Raw genomic sequence first — 18,490 nt, 5'->3', positions numbered from 1 at the left:
CTTTGCCCATTGTCGCGGGCCGGTGTAACGCGCTAAGGTTCCTTCCCCCTGTATTCAAATCATGCTGTGCCCGCCGCACGGGGATGGCTGGCGGCCGGCACCCGTGACCCTGGCGAGTAACACGATGGCTGATTTACCGATCAATGACCTTAACGTCGAATCCAACGAGACCCTGATCACTCCCGATCAGCTCAAGCGCGAAATTCCCCTGAGCGACGCTGCCCTGCAGACCGTCACCAAGGGCCGCGAAGTCATCCGTGACATTCTCGACGGCACCGACCACCGCCTCTTCGTCGTGATCGGGCCCTGCTCGATCCACGACCTCAAGGCCGCCCACGAATACGCCGAGCGCCTCAAGGTGCTGGCGGCGGAGGTGTCCGACACCTTATACCTGGTGATGCGCGTTTACTTCGAGAAGCCGCGCACCACTGTCGGCTGGAAAGGTTTGATCAACGACCCGTACCTGGATGACTCGTTCAAGATCCAGGATGGCTTGCATATCGGTCGTAAATTACTGCTGGACCTGGCCGAAATGGGCCTGCCCACTGCAACCGAAGCCCTGGACCCGATTTCTCCGCAGTACCTGCAGGACCTGATCAGTTGGTCGGCCATCGGCGCACGCACCACCGAATCCCAGACCCACCGCGAAATGGCGTCCGGCCTGTCCTCGGCCGTAGGCTTCAAGAACGGCACCGATGGAGGCCTGACCGTGGCGATCAACGCCTTGCAATCGGTCTCCAGCCCTCACCGCTTCCTGGGTATCAACCAGGAAGGTGGCGTCTCCATCGTCACCACCAAAGGCAATGCTTACGGCCACGTGGTATTGCGCGGTGGCAATGGCAAGCCCAACTATGATTCGGTCAGCGTTGCCCTGTGCGAGCAGGCGTTGAACAAGGCCAAAATCAAGCCGAACATCATGGTCGACTGCAGCCACGCCAACTCCAACAAAGATCCGGCGTTGCAGCCGTTGGTGATGGAAAACGTTGCCAACCAGATCCTGGAAGGCAACCAGTCGATCATCGGCTTGATGGTCGAGAGCCATTTGAACTGGGGTTGCCAGGCGATTCCAAAGAATCTGGCCGACTTGCAGTACGGCGTGTCGATCACCGATGCCTGCATCGACTGGGCGGCCACCGAAACCACCCTGCGCAGCATGCACGCCAAGCTCAAAGACGTACTGCCCAAGCGCAAACGCAACTGAACCACGCATTTGTTCTGAATCAGGCATACACAAAAACGCCGGGCTAAGCCCGGCGTTTTCTATTGGCAACGGCTCAGCTACAGCTTCGCGGCATGACGCTGATGACGCTCCATATAGCGCTCTACATAAGAGCACGACGGGATCACCGTGTAGCCGGCCTCTTCGGCAAACTTCAAAGCTGCCTCGGTCAACGCGGCCGCAATACCTCGGCCCCGCAGCGCGTTGGGCACAAATGTGCGATAGATATCCAGGGTTTGCTTCCCGAGGTCCATATAGGTCAGATAGGCACGATGACCGTCCACATTGGTCTCGAACTGATGACCAACCTGGTCATGGTGGATGGACAACGCCTCGCTCATCACTACTCCTCGCGGGTCTAAGATTGCGACCCCTACCTTACCGATGTTTTTCCGGCGAAGGAACATCTACGCCACCCCGTGCCGGTTTCGACAACGAGAAAACCGTGAGCGCTCACAACCAGCACATAGGGAATAGTAGGCACCAATCCTGCAATTGCTCAAGGCGCACTCATCATTCCCTGCCCCGGGTGGATATAGAAAGGGCATCGATCAACCGGTGACCGATAGCCTGAACATTGCCGGCAGTTGAACCTTGAGACGAACTACCGCTCTTAAAGTCACCTCTAGATGGGCAAAAAGATGCCAGCCGGAGTAAAGCCACACAGAACGAAAGTGCCCGCTTCGTTATATAAAATCTCATCTGTTTACAAGGCTTCACACATGCGGGCCGGCCCTTTCAGCCGGGATCCAATACCTGTCGAGATAGAAAAAATTGGACAGTTTCTATACAGGTCTCCGAAAGATTAGCCAAAATAGATTCGGCGCAGGATTTTTTTTTGCTTCTTGCGCAACGTCAGTTTACTTACTACAAGTAATGGGTAGTATGTACGCCGGCTATTAGCTCACCCTGAGACAGTAGCCATCTAATTGAAAGTCCTTGAAGGGGAACACGATGAACAACGTTCTGAAATTCTCTGCTCTGGCTCTGGCCGCAGTTCTGGCTACCGGTTGCAGCAGCGTCTCCAAAGAAACCGAAGCTCGTCTGACTGCAACGGAAGACGCAGCAGCTCGCTCCCAGGCTCGTGCAGACGAAGCCTACCGTAAAGCTGATGAAGCTCTGGCTGCTGCCCAAAAAGCACAACAGACTGCTGACGAAGCTAACGAGCGCGCCCTGCGCATGCTTGAAAAAGCAAGCCGCAAGTAATAATCCTTCGGGGTTGTTATCAAGCCGATCCATGTTTGGATCGGCTTTTTATTGCCTTGGATTTGGCGCGCGCCACCTGTAGGAGCGAGCTTGCTCGCGAAAAACATCAACGATAACGCGTGCTTCCTGAATAAGCGCGGCGCCTATGGGTTTCTCGCGAGCAAGCTCGCTCCTACAGGTCGACCGGCGTGGCGGCGGCCACCGGCGCCGCGCCCGGCACGCCAATCTCGGTCGGCAAACCATCTTCCGCCGCAACCACGTCACGCACCTGGTCCCAGTTCACCCGCAGGTTATTGGCCAGGTCTTCACGCTTGAGCAAGGCGTTGATCACCGCGGTGTGCTTGTCGACCACGGAAGGGGTACCGTCATCATTCAAAGGTGTATGGGCCTCAAGGTAGACCTTGCCGCCACTGCTGCCGAACTTGTAGGCATCGTTGATGATGCGCACCGACGTACCCACCGGCACCATGCCGGCCATCTCCAATACATTGTTATTGAACATGCGGAAGCAACCGTGGCTGGTGCGCGTGCCAATACCAAACTTCATGTTGGAGCCGTGGATCAGATAACCCGGCGTGCCGAGGGTGAACTTGAACGGCCCCAGCGGGTTATCCGGACCGGCAGGCACAACGTTGGGCAACGGGTCACCATTGGCCGCGTGCTCGGCCTTGATCGAGGCCGGTGGCGTCCAGGTCGGGTTTGGCGTTTTGGCGATGATACTGGTGTGGGCGATCGGCGAGCCCCAACCTTCCCGGCCAATGCCCAGCGGAAAGGTGTAGACGACGTCCTGGCCCTTCGGATAGTAGTAGAGCCGGTATTCCGCCAGGTTGATCACGATGCCTTCGCGTGGGCCGGGCGGCAGGATAAAGCGTGTCGGCAGCACAATCTCGGTCCCCGCCCCCGGCAACCAGGCATCGACACCCGGGTTGGCCGCGACCATTTCTGAATAGCCCAGGTCATAGGTGGTGCCCAGGTCGGCGAAGGTGTCTTCGTACTTGGCCTTGATCACCTGGACCTGGCCGACAATGTCCTCGCCCGGAGGCGGCAAGGGCAACTGCAAGGCTGCCGCCGAACCGGCCGCACAGAGCGCAGCGAGAGACAGGCAGCAGGTGACGACGGAAAGGCGCGACAACATCCGGAAAATCCTTCGCAAGACGACGGGTAGGTAAAAAATGATTGTATACGGCTTCGCAGCCGCAAGCTTCAAGCTGTTTTTATAGCTCGAAACGCAGCTCTGGCCAGATCGGCGGAGTGCCACGCTTTTGCGATTCGAGTATCGCCCGGCATAAGGGGCACAGGCGCTGGTCCTGGAAAATCGAACGATTCACCGACGACCAACGTGGTTGCGCAGGCAATAAAGTGCCACAAAGCGTGCGATCGATCGAACCGCCCAGCTCCAATTGGCGTGCCACCAGATGCACCCGCACTTCCTGGCAGGCGAACAGATCCAACTGCTCGTCCGGCTCGATCAGTTGGTAGTTAAACAGGGACCAGGCAGGGCGCGACATCGAGGGCTCCAGATCAGGGGGGCGCCACCTTAGCCGAAAGCCTGCCGGTAGAAAAGCGTCATAGCAGCGGTTTTAGCGTCGGCCAGACATTTTCCAGCAGCTTGTCCTGGGCGGCGACTGCCGGGTGCAGTTGATCAGCCTGCATCAGCTCCGGATGACCACCCACGCCTTCAAGGAAAAACGGTACCAGCGCAATGTTTTTTTCCTTGGCCAGCGCACCATAGACTTCGGCAAACGCGGTGGTGTATCGCGGCCCGTAATTAGGTGGCAATTGCATGCCCAACAGCAGCACCTTGGCGCCGCCGGCCTTGGACTGATCAATCATCGACGCAAGATTTTGTTTCAATTGCGCTGGCGGTTGCCCACGCAAGCCGTCGTTCCCCCCAAGTTCGATAACCACCACCTCAGGCTTATGCTCTGCAAGCGCCGCCGGCAGCCGCGCCAGGCCGCCTGCACTGGTGTCGCCGCTGATGGACGCATTGACGACCTTATCGTCGAAACCCTCCCGCTTGAGGCGTTGCTCCAGCAGTGCGACCCACCCTTTGCGGGTATCCAGGCCGAAACCGGCACTGATACTATCGCCAACGATCAGGACTGTACCCGCCGCTGCGTTCTGGGCCATGCACATCAAGGCCAGGCCAGCACTCAAAAACCACATTCGCATCGGATTCTCCATGGGCGCAAGCATTCTCACCGCGCGGAACCTTAGCAAAGTGGTTCCCAGCGCGGAAGGTGAACTGACTATCCTGCACGAACTGAGCCTGGAACTGAACAAGGGCGATAGCCTGGCTATCGTCGGCAGTTCCGGTTCCGGTAAATCCACCCTGCTGGGTCTGCTGGCCGGCCTCGACCTGCCCAGCAGCGGCGAAGTCACTTTGGCCGGGCAAGCCCTGAGCACCCTCGACGAAGACCAGCGTGCGCGCATCCGTGCCGAGCATGTGGGTTTCGTTTTTCAATCGTTCCAGCTGCTTGACAGCCTCAACGCGCTGGAAAACGTGATGTTGCCGCTGGAACTCGACGGGCGTAAAGACGCCCGCGAGCGTGCCAGGCATCTGCTGGAGCGCGTGGGCCTGGGCCAGCGCCTGACCCACTCGCCACGCCAGCTGTCCGGTGGCGAGCAGCAACGGGTCGCTATTGCCCGCGCGTTTGCCGCCGAACCGGACGTGCTGTTTGCCGACGAACCCACCGGCAACCTCGACAGCCATACCGGCGAGCGCATCAGCGACCTGCTGTTTGAACTCAATAAAGAGAGCGGCACGACCCTGGTACTCGTCACCCATGACGAGCGCCTGGCCCACCGTTGCCGACGCCTGATCCGCCTTGAAGCCGGCCTGATGGTCGCGCCCCTGGAGCCTTGATGGCACGCTTGCCGCTGTTGCGCCTGTTCAGCCTTGCCATGCGCCAATTACTGCGCGATGCCCGCGCAGGCGAACTGCGCGTGTTGTTCTTTGCCCTGCTGGTGGCCGTGGCTGCCAGCACCGCCATCGGCTACTTTGGCGCCCGTCTCAACGGCGCCATGCTGCTGCGCGCCACCGAGTTCCTCGGCGCCGACCTGGTGCTCGAAGGCAGCTCGCCGGCTCGCCCCGAGCAAATCAGGTCCGGCACCGAACTGGGCCTGGATCACGCCCGCATCGTCGAGTTCTCCAGTGTTATCGCCACGGACAACGGCATCCAGCTCTCCAGCATCAAGGCGGTCAACGAGCAGTACCCATTGCGCGGGGAGCTGAAAAGCAGCGCCGAGCCCTTTGGCACTGAAAGCCCTGGCGGCGGCCCCAAGCCTGGCGAAGCCTGGGTGGAGGCAAGGCTGTTGACGGCGCTGGACCTCAAGGTCGGCGACAGTATCGATGTCGGCATGAAGACCCTGCGCCTGGCACGCATCCTGACCTATGAACCTGACCGTGCCGGCAACTTCTACAGCCTCACCCCAAGGGTGATGATCAACCTGGCGGACCTGGGCGCCACCGGCGTGGTCCAGCCGGGCAGCCGCGTAAGCTACCGCGAACTGTGGCGCGCCCCACAAGGCAGCGCCGCACTGCAAACCTATCGCGACCTGGTCAAGCCGGGCCTCGCTGCCAACCAGCGCCTGCAGGACTCCCGTGACGGCAACCAGCAGATCGGCGGCGCCCTGGGCAAGGCCGAGCGGTACCTGAACATGGCCAGCCTGGTGGCGGTGCTGCTGGCCGGTGTGGCCGTGGCGCTGTCGGCCAACCGTTTCGCCAGTCGACGCTTTGATGCCAGTGCGTTGCTGCGCTGCCTGGGTCTATCGCGACGCGAGGCCATGCTGCTGTTCAGTCTGCAACTGAGCGTACTGGGCCTGCTGGCGAGTCTGGTCGGCGCCCTGCTTGGCTGGCTGGCGCAATTCGGCCTGTTCTACTTCCTGCACGACCTACTGCCAGCCGACGTGCCGCCGGGAGGGTTGCTGCCAGCCGTCGCGGGGATCGGCACCGGGCTGGTCGCCCTTGCCGGCTTCGCCCTTCCGCCCTTGGCCGCGCTGGGTCGCGTACCGCCGCTACGGGTACTGCGTCGCGATCTGCTGCCGATCCCCTCGAGCACCTGGATGGTCTACGGCGCGGCACTGTTTGCGCTGGGCCTGATCATGTGGCGCCTGAGCCTGGATCTGGTATTGACCTTCGCCTTGCTGGGCGGCGGCGTGGTGGCGGCATTGATCCTGGGCGGCTTGCTGCTGTTGCTGCTCAAAAGCCTGCGACGGTTATTGGCCCGCGCCTCCTTGCCTTGGCGCCTGGGCCTGGGCCAATTGCTGCGCCACCCATTGGCAGCGGCAGGCCAGTCCCTGGCATTTGGCCTGATCCTGCTATCCATGGGTTTGATCGCGCTGTTGCGAGGCGAGTTGCTCGATACCTGGCAAAACCAGTTGCCGAAGGACGCACCCAATTACTTTGCATTGAACATCCTGCCGGCCGACAAGGAGGCCTTCGGCAAACGCCTGCTGGACGTACAGGCGCAAGCGGCGCCGTTGTATCCGGTAGTGCCGGGGCGGTTGATCAGCATCAATGGCGAACCCGTGCAGGAAATTGTCAGCAAGGACTCCAGCGGCGACCGTGCCGTTCAACGCGACCTGAGCCTGACCTGGGCTGCCGACTTGCCACCGGGCAATGCCCTGACCGCAGGCGCCTGGTGGTCAGCTCAACCAAGCGATGACATCCCTGGCGTGTCGGTGGAAGCCAAGGTCGCCGAGAGCCTGAAACTCAAGCTCAACGACCATCTGTTGTTCACCATCGGCGGGGAAAATCGCGAGGCACGGGTCACCAGCCTGCGGACCATCAACTGGGATAACTTCCAGCCCAACTTCTTCATGATCTTCCAACCGGGCACCTTGAAGGATTTACCCGCGACCTACCTGACCAGCTTCTACTTGGCGCCCGGCCATGACCAACAGATCGTCGATCTGTCACGGGCTTTCCCGGCCGTCACCATCCTGCAGGTAGAGGCCCTGCTGGAGCAGTTGCGCAGTATCCTGGCCCAAGTGACCCTGGCAGTGGAATACGTGCTGCTGTTCGTGCTGGCGGCAGGCATGGCGGTGCTGTTCTCCGGTCTCCAGGCCACCCTGGATGAACGCATCCGCCAAGGCGCACTGCTGCGAGCCCTGGGTGCCGAGCGTAAGTTGCTGGTCAAGGCCCGGCGTATTGAATTCGGCCTGCTGGGTGCCGTCAGCGGCCTGCTGGCGGCACTGGGAACAGAACTGGTGACCTGGGTGCTGTACCGCTACGCCTTTGATCTGGCGTGGCACCCCCACCCGTGGTTGTTACTGCTACCCGTGATCGGTGCAGTGCTGATTGGCGCTGCCGGGGTATTCGGGACACGTCGAGCCCTGAATGCCAGCCCGTTGACGGTATTGCGCGAAGGTTGAAGCCTGAAGGCTCGTACTTTGCCCGGAGTGCGAGCCTTCAGGCCGGCTTCACGTACTCGATCTTGGTGATCCACCAACACACCTCGCCGCCGGGGGTCTGTACGATTGCCTCGTCGTCGACTTCCTTGCGCAACAGAGCCCGCGCCATGGGTGAGTCAATGGAGATGTAATCCATCCGCTCGTAAATTTCGTCATAACCGACGATGCGAAAGCGCTTGGTCTCACCCTGATCGTTTTCGATATCGACCCAGGCACCGAAAAATACCTTGCCCTCCTGCTCGGGCATGTACTCCACCACACGCATATCTTCCAGGCGTTTACGCAGGTAGCGCACCCGCCGGTCGATCTCACGCAGCAGTTTCTTGTTGTACTGGTAATCCGCGTTTTCGCTGCGATCTCCCAGGGAAGCCGCCCAAGTCACTTTGCGAGTGGTGTCCGGGCGCTTTTCACGCCATAGGTAATCCAACTCTTTTTTAAGTGCTTCATGACCTTCTTTGGTAATCAGCTTGGTACTCAAACGCTTGCATCCCCAAACAGTGTTCACTGGTGCCGACACGCCAGGACATCATGGCCTGGCGCCGGCTGGCTGGGCGTGATGATAAATGAACCCTGGAAAGTATCCAGGCCGAGCGGTTCATTGGCTCACCCCTGTCCCTCCAGAACCTGGTCCAGTTCAAGCAGCGTACCTTGCATTCGCTGACGCATGCCTGAAAGCTGCAACATCATCATCGCCAGTTTTTCGGCCTTCTTGCTGACCTCAAGCCCTTGGTCCTGCAACTGAGTATGGCGCAGCTCCAACTCACGGCTCTTTTCGTCCAATTGGCTTTGATGCTGCTGAAGACGTGCCTGCCACTGTTCGAGCATCGCTTCCTTCTCGAGGACTGCACATTTTTTTTGCGTCAACTCCTGGGCGACCTTGGCCAGATTGCTCAACGCGCTGTCCATCTCGAGCAAAGAGGTATGCTCCAGTTGGGCAGGCGGCTTGGATGGCTGGGGTTCGTATGCTTCGAACTGAGTGTCGTTTTGTTCAACTGGGACAGGCGATATGCTGATCTCCTCCTGTACCTCCGGCATGGTGATCAATGACTGGACCGGCTCTTCTAGAGCCGACTCCTGCTGGGCCAATTCCTCCTGGACCGACGCTTCAATGGGATCTTCATCCATAGGCTGCGGCGGCGCCTTCGGCGAACGCGGGTTCCGCGGGGGGGCAACCATTTGCGATGAAAAGCGAATCGACGGCACGATCACTGTATTGCTTTCGATCGCAGGCAGCGCCGGGGCCGACATCCCCAAAGTAATCACCTTCATGACCAAGGCTTTCTTGATAATCACCGAGTGATGATCTTCTGGCCTGGCAGGTGGTAATCGACAGCCTTTCAGATCGATAAAATGAAAGGGAACCTTGGGGTCGGCAATCGGGCTTGTCTTCGAGCCCGTTGCTGCTGCCAGCATCAGAATCTGTTTGAAGACCTGCATCGCTGCCTGCAGGTCTTCTTTGGAATCAACTCCCCCCAGAAAATAGCGCTCGAGCTTTTTACGCAACTCTGCGATATAGACCCTGGAGTGTCCGGGCTCGGCCTCTTCATCCAGGCTATACACAAGAAAGTTTGATTCTGTTTGAGCGACGGCAAACGCACACAGCAGCGCGCCGTTAACAGGTGTGTCTTCATCATTACGTTCAAGAACAAGGGTACGTAGAAGCATCATGGTCATCAGGCCTCATTAAAAAAAGAAAACTTTATATAAACATCAAATAAACATCCGAGCATTAATAAGACTTCATCACGAAAACAATTGTTTCAGTGCATGAACGTCCCGAACGTAGGATTCTTCTTATTAATTCTCTATCGCGTTCCCAAGCACAGCCATTGAACGTACCCTTTTTAAAGCTCACTTATACACCAACGGCGCCCCCTCACACCCCAGCCAAACTTATTCGGTAAACACATGATCGAGATAAGCAACCTGACGAAATACCTGGGCAAAAAATACGTAATCAGCAACTTCTCCTTCAGCGCTCAGGTCCAGGAATGTGTAGGCGTATTTGGCGAGAGCGGCGCAGGCAAGACAACACTCTTGAGTTTGATCGCAGGTGCGATCAAACCGACCTCCGGGCAAATCAATATCCAAGGTTTCAATACTCGGACTCATTCACTTCAAGCGAAAAAGGCGATTGGCTACCAACCTCAGGGCGGCCTGAGCCATCCTCAGATGACCATCAAGAACCTGCTCAATTTCATCGCTGCCATTCGAGGCTTCAGGGGGGCAGAGAAGCGCAGCCAGGTGGGCATGGCAGCCGCGCGGCTGGAGCTGTTACCGATGCTCAATTGTCCCGTCGGCCTATTGCCCCTTGGCGTCAAACGCAGAGTTGCGATTGCCCAGGCCATCCTGCACTCCCCCAGCCTGCTTCTGCTCGACGAGCCCACGGAAGGACTGTGCCCAGCGGAACGACTCAAGTTCAGGGGGTTGATCCAGTCGCTGACCGAAGACATGACCGTCATCATTGCCTCTCGCCATTATGGCGAGCTCGCAGACATCTGCACCCGAGCATTGGTCATCGCCAATGGCAGCCTCATGGCTGACACATCGCTATCGCAATTGCAACGTAGCTCCCGACATTACCGGGCCGTAACCCTGGCTGCAGATTCGCCGCTCGACCTACTGGCAATGGCGGTAATACCTGGCGTTGCGGGAATAGAAGAGGACCGGGACGCACCGGGCACGGTGACCGTCCTGGCCATGCCTGGGCACTCTATTTTCCCCTCGATCAACGCGCTCATCGCTCACCGCGGCTGGAACATAACATCACTGAATCTGGAGCCAGGTCGGCTAGACGATGTCGTTCATCATCTGAGCCAGGAGGCTTCATCTTGAGACTGCTGCCCATCGTATTCAAACGCCAACTCGTCAGTTTTGCCTCCTCACCCAGTACCTACCTGAGCGTGGCGGTTTTCCTGGTACTGTGTGCCGCATTGGGGCTGCATGCCAACCATTGGATGGAGCGTAACAGTAGCGACTTGCAGGCGTTCTTCGAGTTGCACCCGTGGCTCTATCTACTGTTGATCCCCATCTTGTCGACGCAACTGTGGGCAGATGAACGCGACACCAGTTTTGCCGACACCATGAACACCTTACCCGTCACCACGGTGGAACGGGTGATCGGAAAGTTCATGGCCGCGTGGGTCGTGTGCGGCATCGCCTTACTATTGAATATCCCATTGGTGATCGCCGTCAACTACTTGGGCATGGCCGATAACCTAGTGATCACCTCACAATTTGTGGCCAGTTGGTTATTGGCAGGCAGTTATCTTTCCGTTGGCTGCTTCGTGTGTGCACTGGCACACCAACGTCTTGTCATTCTCCTATTGACGCTAGGTTTGCTGTCGACCGTCAGTGGTCTTTCCTCAATATTGGACGCACTTGAACATCAGGCCCCGCTCTGGGTCGTCGACAGTTTGATATCCCTTGATCCTATTTTCCGCTTCAGCATGATGGACAGCGGTAAACTGACACTGCATGACAGCCTGTATTTTATAAGCATGATCCTTGCTTTTCTTTCTGCGACGACCATCACCCTCAATTACAAACACAGCTGAGAAGGAAAGCCACTGATGCGTTCCGCTCTCCGTGCTGGCATGACATTAATCGTCACACTGTTACTTTTCCTGGCCTTCAATCTGGTCTGGCTACCCAAGTTACCCGATAGTCGCTGGGACTTTTCACAACAAAAAATCCATACGTTATCACCCGCAACAAGGCAACTACTCAGAAGCCTTGAAAGCCCGGTGGATCTATATTATTTCAATTCGAAGATCCCTCAAAAAAATCATGCATTGAAACGGTACGGCCAGCGCGTGGAGGACTTGCTCAAGGAGTTCGAAAAAGCGGCCAAGGGCAAGATCAATCTGCATGTCATCAACCCCTTCCCGTTCTCCGAAGACGCCTATAAAGCCAGCTTGTTTGGCCTTGACGACACTCACGGGTTCATTGGTCTGATCGGCACGCGTGCCGGCCAGGGAACACAACGCATTGAAGCGTTCCGCCCCGACAATGAGGCGTTGCTCGAGTATGAAATCAGCCATCTGATCTATAAGTTAATGTACCCCGAACGCCCCACAGTCGGCCTGCTGTCGGGGCTGCCCCTGGCTGCACCTGCCGGGAATCTATTGGAGCAAATGCGCAGGCACTTCAATCTGGTAGAGCTGGCACCGACGCTCGCTCAAGTGCCGGCGTCTATAGCCACATTGATGGTGGTACAGCCGTATGCCTTACCGGAGAGGGCCCTATATGCGATCGAACAATCTGTATTGAGGGGCACCAAACTGCTGGTCTTTATCGACCCCGTGAGCGAGATCGGGGCCAGCGCCGGGTCGGCAAATGCCCGGTTAAATGCACTGCTCAACGCTTGGGGAATACAGATGCCTGCAGACAAGCTTCTGGTGGACAACCTGTATGCTTCGTCGGCCAAGCCTGGCCCTGGAATGCCCACGGTACTGCACCCGGCGAGGCTCCAACTTCCGCGTCAGGCCATGGCCGCGGACGATGTCAGCACCTGGAAATTGAACTCGGTAACTGTGTCGAGCAGCGGTGCACTCTCCCGTGCCGCAAAGAGCCATACCGTCTTCACCCCGCTACTACAAAGCTCACCACAGTCCTCATTATTGGACGCGGGGCGGTTTGCATCGTCGACGGCGTTCGACACCTTCGCTGAGGAAGCGTCCACGTCGGGGCAGCGTCACGTGATCGCCGCTCGCCTTGAAGGGCCCGCCTTTTCGGTATTTCCCGACGGCCTCAAGGGGCAGCCCCCCGGCCGTCAAAAGGCGGAACAGGTCCAGGTAGTGGTCGTAGCCGACACCGACTTGCTTTCGGACGCTGTCAGCACTGCCCACCCCAATAGCAACGCGCTGTTTGTATTGAACACACTGGATAACCTGGCGGCGCCCGAGGCGCTTCGGCGTATTCAACCCCGCGCGATGACACAACCCCTGCGCCGGCTGGAACCCATGCGCGAGGCAGCCGCCCAGGCTTACCGGCAAGGCGCAGCCAAGTTGGAACGACGACTTGAGCACACTGAACACGCTTGGCAACGGTTGAACCCACCCTCAACAAGTCTCGGCACCCACGCGGTGCACACCAATATCCAGTTGCAGGCCCTCAACAAAGAACGCCTACGTCTGCCCATGGAATTGCATGCGCTGAAGATCCAGGCCTATGCGTCGTTACATCGCTTCGAACAAAAATTGAAATGGTTGATGGTCGCCCCGATGCCACTCTTGCTGTGCCTGATTGCCTGGGTGCTTTTTCTCTACCAGCAACGACGTCGAACAACCGCAATAACGGTCGCCTGTTGAGCCCTCAGCGACGAGCAATCAGCCCTTGCCGGGCAATGCGCGTCAATTGACAGATCACCTCATCGGCTTCGCCGGCACTCGGCGCCTGGATAACCGCCAGGTCGAAGCTATTATTGGCGAATCGAGCCAGGGACTCGCCGTCCTCGACAAACTGAATCAGGAATGCCGAAGGCCGGCCGCTGCGACGTGGCCAGCCGTCCAGGTAACGCAGCAGCGTAGGCTGGTGTTTGCCACCCAGGAGTATTTTCGGGTTGCGCTGGGTCAGGTCCGCGGTGATCGGAGCCAGGCGTATGAGAGGGCGTAGTGCATTCATCGTGTCGTGTCTCTGCCTCAAAAGTCTGCGGGCAGGTGAGAGGCAACACCGAACCAGCGCTTTAGCGGTATTTCGAAGCGCTCCCTGTGTGAGGGGTCATACTTCTGTCGGGATACATTGAGTCCCAGTGGCGCCCCGCAATTAGCTGTTTAAATCGGCGCATGAGCAGCATCCTAGAGAAGCCGGTGGGGCAGTGTCAAGAATCCTGCGCAACGAAAAGGCCCGCACATGCGGGCCTTTTACGTAGCTTGTGAAGCGATCAGTTTACGATCGCACGGTCGACCGAGAGTTTACCGGCGCCTTCCAGCAATACCGCCAGCGAGCCGCCGAGCAGGGCCAGTGCGAACTCATAACCATTGTTAGCCATGAACAGACCGTTATGGATGTGCACCGAAAAGATCGCCACCAAAGTCAGGAAGGTCAGGCCCAATGCCGCCGGTCGCGCAAGCAAGCCAATGATCAACGCCAGCCCGGCGAAAAACTCTGTACCGCCCGACAACACCGCCATCAGGGTGCCCGGCGCCAGACCGATGCTTTCCATCCACTGTGCAGTGCCGGCCAGGCCACCGCCGCCAAACCAGCCGAACAACTTTTGCGAACCATGTGCGGCAAAAATGATGCCGACGAAAATACGCAGAATAGTCAGACCGTAACCGGCACGGGTGGACAGAACGCGGGTAATCATAGGGCTCATGTAGTAAATCCTTTTCCAGGTAGGGGTTTGGTTGGCCGCTATATTAATCAGTTTAAGCAATGTTAAAAGCCGAAAAATTGCCTAATCAATATCAATAAATTCGATTATTTGCGCAAGGCAATTTTTGGCGCCGGCGGTTCAAGGGACTCTCGCTCCCGATCAAATGCCAAGTAATATTTATTGACGCTATTAACATAGCTGACGCCGCCCATTCCTACCTGCTCCATGGCAATGCGTTCAACCTGGAAGAACCACTGGTTGGGGTTGAGCCCACGTCGCCTGGCCTCGGTGCGCATGCCCTGCACGCGCTCCGGCCCCATGTTGTACGCCGCCAGCACAAAGGCCATACGCTCGCGCTCGTTAAGTTTGGGGCTGGAGAAAAACTTGCGACGGATCATCGCCAGGTAACGCGCGCCGGCTTGCACGTTGCTGTCGAGACTCTCGATATTGTTCACCCCTACCCGCTGCGCCGCCGAAGGTGTGATCTGCATCAGGCCGGTCGGGCCGCCACTGTTGCGAGCGCCCGGGTCCAGGGACGATTCCTTGTACGCCAGTGCCGCCAGGTTCAACCAGTCCATACCTTGCTCACGCGCATGTTTTTGCAGGACCGGGCGCAGTTTTTCCAAGCGCTGACGGTCAGCGCGCGCCAGCGGATTGCGAACTTGATAGAGGCGTCGATAGATGCGCTGGAACGCCACGTCTTGGTCGGAAGGCGTCCGATAGGTCTTGAGAAATCGATCGATGCTGGCGCGCAACATCGACGCGTCCTGGCGCACGAACCAGAACTCGTCGCCCGGTTCGCTGATCACGACCTGCTTGTCAAAGCGCAACTTGGGCAGGATTTTCGACCAGCGCTCGGCAATCGGCTTTTCAACGATAGTCAGGTGAAAGATCCCGGCCTGGACCATCTCCAGGACGTCCTCCACTGCCAGGCTCGGGTCGACCCATTCGATCTTCACTGGCGGGCGTTTGTGCAGGGCCAGTTTCTGATTGACCTGGCTGACGGCGTCCGCCGCCGCGCTACCGGTAGTCAGCGTCAACGTCCGCCCAGACAATTGCTCCAACTTGGTAAAACGTCGTTCGCCCTTGACGCCAACCAGCCACAGCGGCACGCCACTGGCAATCGGCGCGCTGGTACTGATCTTGTGTACGGCCTTCGCATCCAGCAACTCACCGGGCGCCACCAAGTCGCCCTCGCCACGGGCCAACGCGCCGAGCAATTGGTCCTTGGCCTTGGGGATGATCTTGAGGTTGATTTCCTGCCCATCGCGGGCATGGCCGTTGAGATATTGCTCGAAGGCGCGCAAACGATGGTATTCGACACCGATGGCCTGGCCCTGCACTTCACCGGAACTGTTGCGGCTCTGATTGACCAACACACGCAGGGTGCGACTGGAACGAATTTGCGCCAGGTCACGCACCTTGCCGGGTTTGGTCACTTCCAGCGGCCCGTCCAGACGCGCGACCGCTGCCATGGGCAGCAGCAACGTCATGCACAACACAAGCAATGCCGAGGGTCGGATCATCCGCTCTCCGGAAAGAATACTGGCCAGCGCCATCGCGAATAACGAAGGACTGGAGGTCAGAAACAGAGCGCTTCAAGCGCTGGCAAAGCGCGCAACGGCGGCACAGTGACGGGCAACAGCCCAACCACAATGTCGCTTGCGACGTTCAAAGACAGCGATAACGCGTTGTAGTTCTTGGTTTTTCTTATAAATCTACAGCTCTGATATGCTTTCCGGCCGCAGGCGGAGATAGCACCATGCAACTCATTGATATTGGCGTCAACCTGACCAACCCCAGTTTCGACGAGAGGCACCAGGCCGTTCTCGAGCGCGCCTACGCCGCCGGCGTGCAGCAACTGGTGCTTACCGGCACCAGTATCGAGGGCAGCGAACAGGCGCTGGAGCTGTGTGTAAAGCTCGATGAAAGCGGCCAACGCCTGTTCAGTACTGCCGGTATCCACCCTCACTCCGCCAGCGACTGGAGTGGCGATAGCGCCCAACGCTTGCGTGGCTTGCTCGGTGAAAGCCGGGTGCGCGCCGTGGGTGAATGCGGGCTGGATTTCAACCGGGACTTCTCCCCTCGCCCACAGCAGGAAAAAGTCCTTGAAGAACACCTGGCCCTGGCCAGCGAGCTGAAACTGCCGGTGTTCCTCCACGAACGCGACGCCAACCAGCGCCTGCTGGAGATCCTCAAGGATTACCGCGACCACCTGCCCGCCGCAGTGGTGCATTGCTTCACCGGCGAACAAGCGGCGCTGTTCAGTTACCTGGACCTCGACCTGCATATTGGCATTACCGGCTGGATCTGCGATGAGCGCCGTGGGACGCACCTACATCCATTGGTCAGGGAAATTCCCCGCGGCCGTCTGATGTTGGAAAGCGACGCTCCGTACCTGCTGCCACGCACCCTGCGCCCCAAACCAAAGAATGGCCGCAATGAACCGGCTTACTTGCCTGAGGTATTGCGCGAGGTTGCCCTGCACCGCAACGAAACCATGCAAGACCTGGCAGCCCATAGCACCGCTTGCGCCCGCGCCTTTTTCGGCTTGCCTGCCGTGGAGTGATGCGGCCCATTGACCCACGTCAAAACTCATCTCCCGGGTAGCGGCACAATAATGGCACATTGCCAATGCTGTTTCCGCTATCAGAGAAAACCTTCATGGGTGCCTGGATTAGCAATATCTCGCTCAAGTACAAGTTCTGGGCCGTCAATGCGGTCGCCTTCGTTACCACCCTGCTGTTGGTGCTGTACGCCGTGCAGCTTGAACAACAGGCGCGCAGCCATGCGTCCCAGGCATCTGCCCAGGCCCAGGGGCGATTGCTCAGCGCGTGGCCAGCCGACAAAGTCCTGCCCACCGGCAAGCATTGGCTTACTTATGCCCAAGGGCAGAGCCCACAATTGGCCGACTTTGATCTGTCAGACTTGAGCACTGCCAGCGGTTGGGTCGAGCTCAATCACATGCCGTTATTCGGCAAAAACCCACTGATAGGCGCCGAGGTGATCAGCCGCGCCGACGGTCAACACGTCGCCGTGCTGGCTTACGCGCCAAGCCTGAGCCAAGTATTCAGTGAACGCTTCGCCAACTACGCCGTCGCCGTGGCCATCCTGATGCTGGCCATGCTCGGTGCCTCGCAGCTGTTGATCCGCTTCCTGCTCAGCCAACTCAACACCCTCAAGGACGTGATGCTGCACGTTGAGAAAACCGGCGACCTGTCGGCGCGCGTGCCCTTGGCCTGCAAGGATGAAGTCGGGCAGATGGCCAGCGCGTTCAATGCCATGCAGGCCGGCTACCAGCGCGTAGTCAGTACCGTGGCACGCACTGCCCGGCAACTGGATGACGGTGCAGCCCGCCTGGCCAGCAGCATGAACGAGGTACAGCACGGCATGCTCGGCCAGCAGAGCGAAACCGACCAGGCCGCCACCGCCATCAATGAGATGACCGCCACTGTCCACCATATCGCCCAGCACGCTGGCGCCACCCGCGACTTGTCCCAGACCGCCGACACCCTCGCAGGCAGCGGCCAGGACGTGGTCACCCGGGTACAGCGTTCGATTGCCGGGCTGTCCACTGGCGTGCAACAAACCGCCGAGATGATCCAGAAACTCGCCGAAGACAGCCAGAAAATCAACGGCGTGGTCGGGGTGATCCACAGCATCGCCGAACAGACCAACCTGCTCGCCCTCAACGCCGCTATCGAAGCCGCCCGCGCCGGGGACATGGGCCGAGGGTTTGCCGTGGTCGCCGACGAAGTGCGCAACCTGGCCAAGCGCGTGCAAAACTCCACCGACGAAATCACCCGCATGGTCTCGGCACTGCAGGCCGGCACCCGCGACGCGGTGGACTTCATGCAGGAAAGCTCATTCAAGGCCGACGACTGTGTGCAACAAGCCCTGGAAGCCGGCGCCGCACTGGCTGAAATCACCGGTGCAGTGGCACAGATGCGCGAGAGCAACACCCAGATCGCCGTGGCCGCCGAACAGCAAAGTCACGTCGCCGAAGAGATGAACCGCGCCGTGGTAAGCATTCGCGATGTGACTGAAAACACCGTACAGCAAACCGTGGCGTCGGCGACCACCAGCAATGAATTGGCGACGTTGGCTGGGGAGTTGAGCAAGGCGATTGGGCAGTTGAGGCTGTAAGACTTTTTCACCTGTAATCCGACTCCTACCGCCAAGTCTCGGTTTGCCCAAAGTTAAGGCGAAACTTCCCCGCAATCCCCGCGAATAACGCCGACTTCTTTTACCTAAGAACCCCTGCAAAGTCCCTCGCCTGATCAACAGCGCGAGGGATTGCAGATGGTTTTTTTGGTTACAGCCCTGGTTGG

At 58.6% G+C, this 18,490-nt stretch carries 18 protein-coding genes; 9 read left to right on the top strand and 9 right to left on the bottom strand.

What is annotated here, in order from left to right; translation table 11 throughout:
* The first annotated feature begins 124 nt into the window (after positions 1-124).
* Positions 125-1,201: a 3-deoxy-7-phosphoheptulonate synthase gene (locus KVH01_RS24720; protein ID WP_217883239.1), complete on the top strand. Its 1,077-nt coding sequence runs from the start codon at positions 125-127 to the stop codon at positions 1,199-1,201.
* Positions 1,202-1,278: 77 nt separating this feature from the next.
* Here KVH01_RS24720 and KVH01_RS24715 read toward each other — a convergent pair whose 3' ends face one another.
* Complete coding sequence (locus KVH01_RS24715; RefSeq protein WP_217883238.1) at positions 1,279-1,560, bottom strand: GNAT family N-acetyltransferase; 282 nt, start codon at positions 1,558-1,560, stop codon at positions 1,279-1,281.
* Between the two features lie 613 nt (positions 1,561-2,173).
* Between KVH01_RS24715 and oprI the strand changes: the two genes are divergently transcribed.
* The gene (gene oprI / locus KVH01_RS24710) at positions 2,174-2,425 is read left to right on the top strand and encodes an outer membrane lipoprotei OprI (protein ID WP_003172710.1); all 252 of its coding nucleotides are present in this window, start codon (positions 2,174-2,176) and stop codon (positions 2,423-2,425) included.
* Between the two features lie 172 nt (positions 2,426-2,597).
* Here oprI and KVH01_RS24705 read toward each other — a convergent pair whose 3' ends face one another.
* The 3 genes from KVH01_RS24705 to KVH01_RS24695 form a co-directional block, all read right to left on the bottom strand.
* Complete coding sequence (locus KVH01_RS24705) at positions 2,598-3,560, bottom strand: L,D-transpeptidase family protein (RefSeq protein ID WP_217883237.1); 963 nt, start codon at positions 3,558-3,560, stop codon at positions 2,598-2,600.
* Between the two features lie 79 nt (positions 3,561-3,639).
* Positions 3,640-3,933 carry a hypothetical protein gene (locus KVH01_RS24700; protein WP_003189866.1) on the bottom strand — a complete coding sequence of 98 codons (294 nt, stop codon included), beginning with the start codon at positions 3,931-3,933 and terminating at the stop codon, positions 3,640-3,642.
* 58 nt (positions 3,934-3,991) lie between these two features.
* Complete coding sequence (locus KVH01_RS24695) at positions 3,992-4,597, bottom strand: arylesterase (protein WP_217883236.1); 606 nt, start codon at positions 4,595-4,597, stop codon at positions 3,992-3,994.
* Positions 4,598-4,607: 10 nt separating this feature from the next.
* Here KVH01_RS24695 and KVH01_RS24690 point away from each other — a divergent pair, with 10 nt between their 5' ends.
* Positions 4,608-5,291 carry an ABC transporter ATP-binding protein gene (locus KVH01_RS24690; protein WP_005786391.1) on the top strand — a complete coding sequence of 228 codons (684 nt, stop codon included), beginning with the start codon at positions 4,608-4,610 and terminating at the stop codon, positions 5,289-5,291.
* A complete protein-coding gene (locus KVH01_RS24685) occupies positions 5,291-7,801 on the top strand; it encodes an ABC transporter permease (RefSeq protein ID WP_217883235.1) in 2,511 nt (836 codons plus the stop codon). Before KVH01_RS24690 ends, KVH01_RS24685 begins: the two co-directional genes overlap by 1 nt.
* A gap of 37 nt (positions 7,802-7,838) precedes the next feature.
* On the opposite strand, the gene greB is transcribed toward KVH01_RS24685, so the two are convergent.
* Both greB and KVH01_RS24675 read right to left on the bottom strand, forming a co-directional pair.
* The gene (greB, locus tag KVH01_RS24680; RefSeq protein ID WP_217883234.1) at positions 7,839-8,318 is read right to left on the bottom strand and encodes a transcription elongation factor GreB; all 480 of its coding nucleotides are present in this window, start codon (positions 8,316-8,318) and stop codon (positions 7,839-7,841) included.
* 125 nt (positions 8,319-8,443) lie between these two features.
* The gene (locus tag KVH01_RS24675; protein WP_217883302.1) at positions 8,444-9,508 is read right to left on the bottom strand and encodes a hypothetical protein; all 1,065 of its coding nucleotides are present in this window, start codon (positions 9,506-9,508) and stop codon (positions 8,444-8,446) included.
* Between the two features lie 240 nt (positions 9,509-9,748).
* Between KVH01_RS24675 and KVH01_RS24670 the strand changes: the two genes are divergently transcribed.
* Genes KVH01_RS24670 through KVH01_RS24660 form a run of 3 tightly spaced genes read left to right on the top strand, consistent with a single transcriptional unit; the run spans position 9,749 to position 13,152 of the window.
* Positions 9,749-10,675 carry an ABC transporter ATP-binding protein gene (locus tag KVH01_RS24670; RefSeq protein WP_217883233.1) on the top strand — a complete coding sequence of 309 codons (927 nt, stop codon included), beginning with the start codon at positions 9,749-9,751 and terminating at the stop codon, positions 10,673-10,675.
* Complete coding sequence (locus tag KVH01_RS24665) at positions 10,672-11,397, top strand: ABC-2 transporter permease (RefSeq protein WP_217883232.1); 726 nt, start codon at positions 10,672-10,674, stop codon at positions 11,395-11,397. Before KVH01_RS24670 ends, KVH01_RS24665 begins: the two co-directional genes overlap by 4 nt.
* Before the next feature lie 15 nt (positions 11,398-11,412).
* Positions 11,413-13,152 (top strand): Gldg family protein, encoded by a 1,740-nt coding sequence (locus KVH01_RS24660; RefSeq protein ID WP_217883231.1) that lies wholly within the window; start codon positions 11,413-11,415, stop codon positions 13,150-13,152.
* 4 nt (positions 13,153-13,156) lie between these two features.
* On the opposite strand, the gene KVH01_RS24655 is transcribed toward KVH01_RS24660, so the two are convergent.
* From KVH01_RS24655 to KVH01_RS24645, 3 genes are all read right to left on the bottom strand, one after another.
* The gene (locus tag KVH01_RS24655; protein ID WP_217883230.1) at positions 13,157-13,465 is read right to left on the bottom strand and encodes a class I SAM-dependent methyltransferase; all 309 of its coding nucleotides are present in this window, start codon (positions 13,463-13,465) and stop codon (positions 13,157-13,159) included.
* Between the two features lie 259 nt (positions 13,466-13,724).
* Positions 13,725-14,159, bottom strand: coding sequence for a DoxX family protein (locus tag KVH01_RS24650; protein ID WP_124399933.1), 435 nt, complete (start codon positions 14,157-14,159; stop codon positions 13,725-13,727).
* A gap of 104 nt (positions 14,160-14,263) precedes the next feature.
* Entirely contained in the window at positions 14,264-15,685 is a 1,422-nt protein-coding gene (locus KVH01_RS24645) for an MltF family protein (protein ID WP_217883229.1), read from the bottom strand.
* 236 nt (positions 15,686-15,921) lie between these two features.
* On the opposite strand from KVH01_RS24645, the gene KVH01_RS24640 reads away from it, so the two are divergent.
* Together KVH01_RS24640 and KVH01_RS24635 are read left to right on the top strand one after the other, a co-directional pair.
* A complete protein-coding gene (locus KVH01_RS24640) occupies positions 15,922-16,728 on the top strand; it encodes a TatD family hydrolase (protein ID WP_217883228.1) in 807 nt (268 codons plus the stop codon).
* 95 nt (positions 16,729-16,823) lie between these two features.
* The gene (locus KVH01_RS24635; RefSeq protein WP_217883227.1) at positions 16,824-18,305 is read left to right on the top strand and encodes a methyl-accepting chemotaxis protein; all 1,482 of its coding nucleotides are present in this window, start codon (positions 16,824-16,826) and stop codon (positions 18,303-18,305) included.
* Positions 18,306-18,490 lie beyond the last annotated feature (185 nt).

Source organism: Pseudomonas khavaziana, assembly GCF_019145205.1.
Lineage (GTDB): Bacteria > Pseudomonadota > Gammaproteobacteria > Pseudomonadales > Pseudomonadaceae > Aquipseudomonas > Aquipseudomonas khavaziana.
This window is presented reverse-complemented; position numbering and strand designations above follow the sequence as displayed.

Coding starts and splice junctions, on each gene's coding strand:
- KVH01_RS24700 (WP_003189866.1), bottom strand. CDS start 3,933: ATGTCGCGCCCTGCCTGGTCCCTGTTTAACTACCAACTGATCGAGCCG.
- KVH01_RS24660 (WP_217883231.1), top strand. CDS start 11,413: ATGCGTTCCGCTCTCCGTGCTGGCATGACATTAATCGTCACACTGTTA.
- KVH01_RS24640 (WP_217883228.1), top strand. CDS start 15,922: ATGCAACTCATTGATATTGGCGTCAACCTGACCAACCCCAGTTTCGAC.
- oprI (WP_003172710.1), top strand. CDS start 2,174: ATGAACAACGTTCTGAAATTCTCTGCTCTGGCTCTGGCCGCAGTTCTG.
- KVH01_RS24695 (WP_217883236.1), bottom strand. CDS start 4,597: ATGCGAATGTGGTTTTTGAGTGCTGGCCTGGCCTTGATGTGCATGGCC.
- KVH01_RS24715 (WP_217883238.1), bottom strand. CDS start 1,560: ATGAGCGAGGCGTTGTCCATCCACCATGACCAGGTTGGTCATCAGTTC.
- KVH01_RS24650 (WP_124399933.1), bottom strand. CDS start 14,159: ATGAGCCCTATGATTACCCGCGTTCTGTCCACCCGTGCCGGTTACGGT.
- KVH01_RS24645 (WP_217883229.1), bottom strand. CDS start 15,685: ATGATCCGACCCTCGGCATTGCTTGTGTTGTGCATGACGTTGCTGCTG.
- KVH01_RS24670 (WP_217883233.1), top strand. CDS start 9,749: ATGATCGAGATAAGCAACCTGACGAAATACCTGGGCAAAAAATACGTA.
- KVH01_RS24720 (WP_217883239.1), top strand. CDS start 125: ATGGCTGATTTACCGATCAATGACCTTAACGTCGAATCCAACGAGACC.
- KVH01_RS24635 (WP_217883227.1), top strand. CDS start 16,824: ATGGGTGCCTGGATTAGCAATATCTCGCTCAAGTACAAGTTCTGGGCC.
- KVH01_RS24675 (WP_217883302.1), bottom strand. CDS start 9,508: ATGATGCTTCTACGTACCCTTGTTCTTGAACGTAATGATGAAGACACA.
- KVH01_RS24685 (WP_217883235.1), top strand. CDS start 5,291: ATGGCACGCTTGCCGCTGTTGCGCCTGTTCAGCCTTGCCATGCGCCAA.
- KVH01_RS24690 (WP_005786391.1), top strand. CDS start 4,608: ATGGGCGCAAGCATTCTCACCGCGCGGAACCTTAGCAAAGTGGTTCCC.
- KVH01_RS24705 (WP_217883237.1), bottom strand. CDS start 3,560: ATGTTGTCGCGCCTTTCCGTCGTCACCTGCTGCCTGTCTCTCGCTGCG.
- KVH01_RS24655 (WP_217883230.1), bottom strand. CDS start 13,465: ATGAATGCACTACGCCCTCTCATACGCCTGGCTCCGATCACCGCGGAC.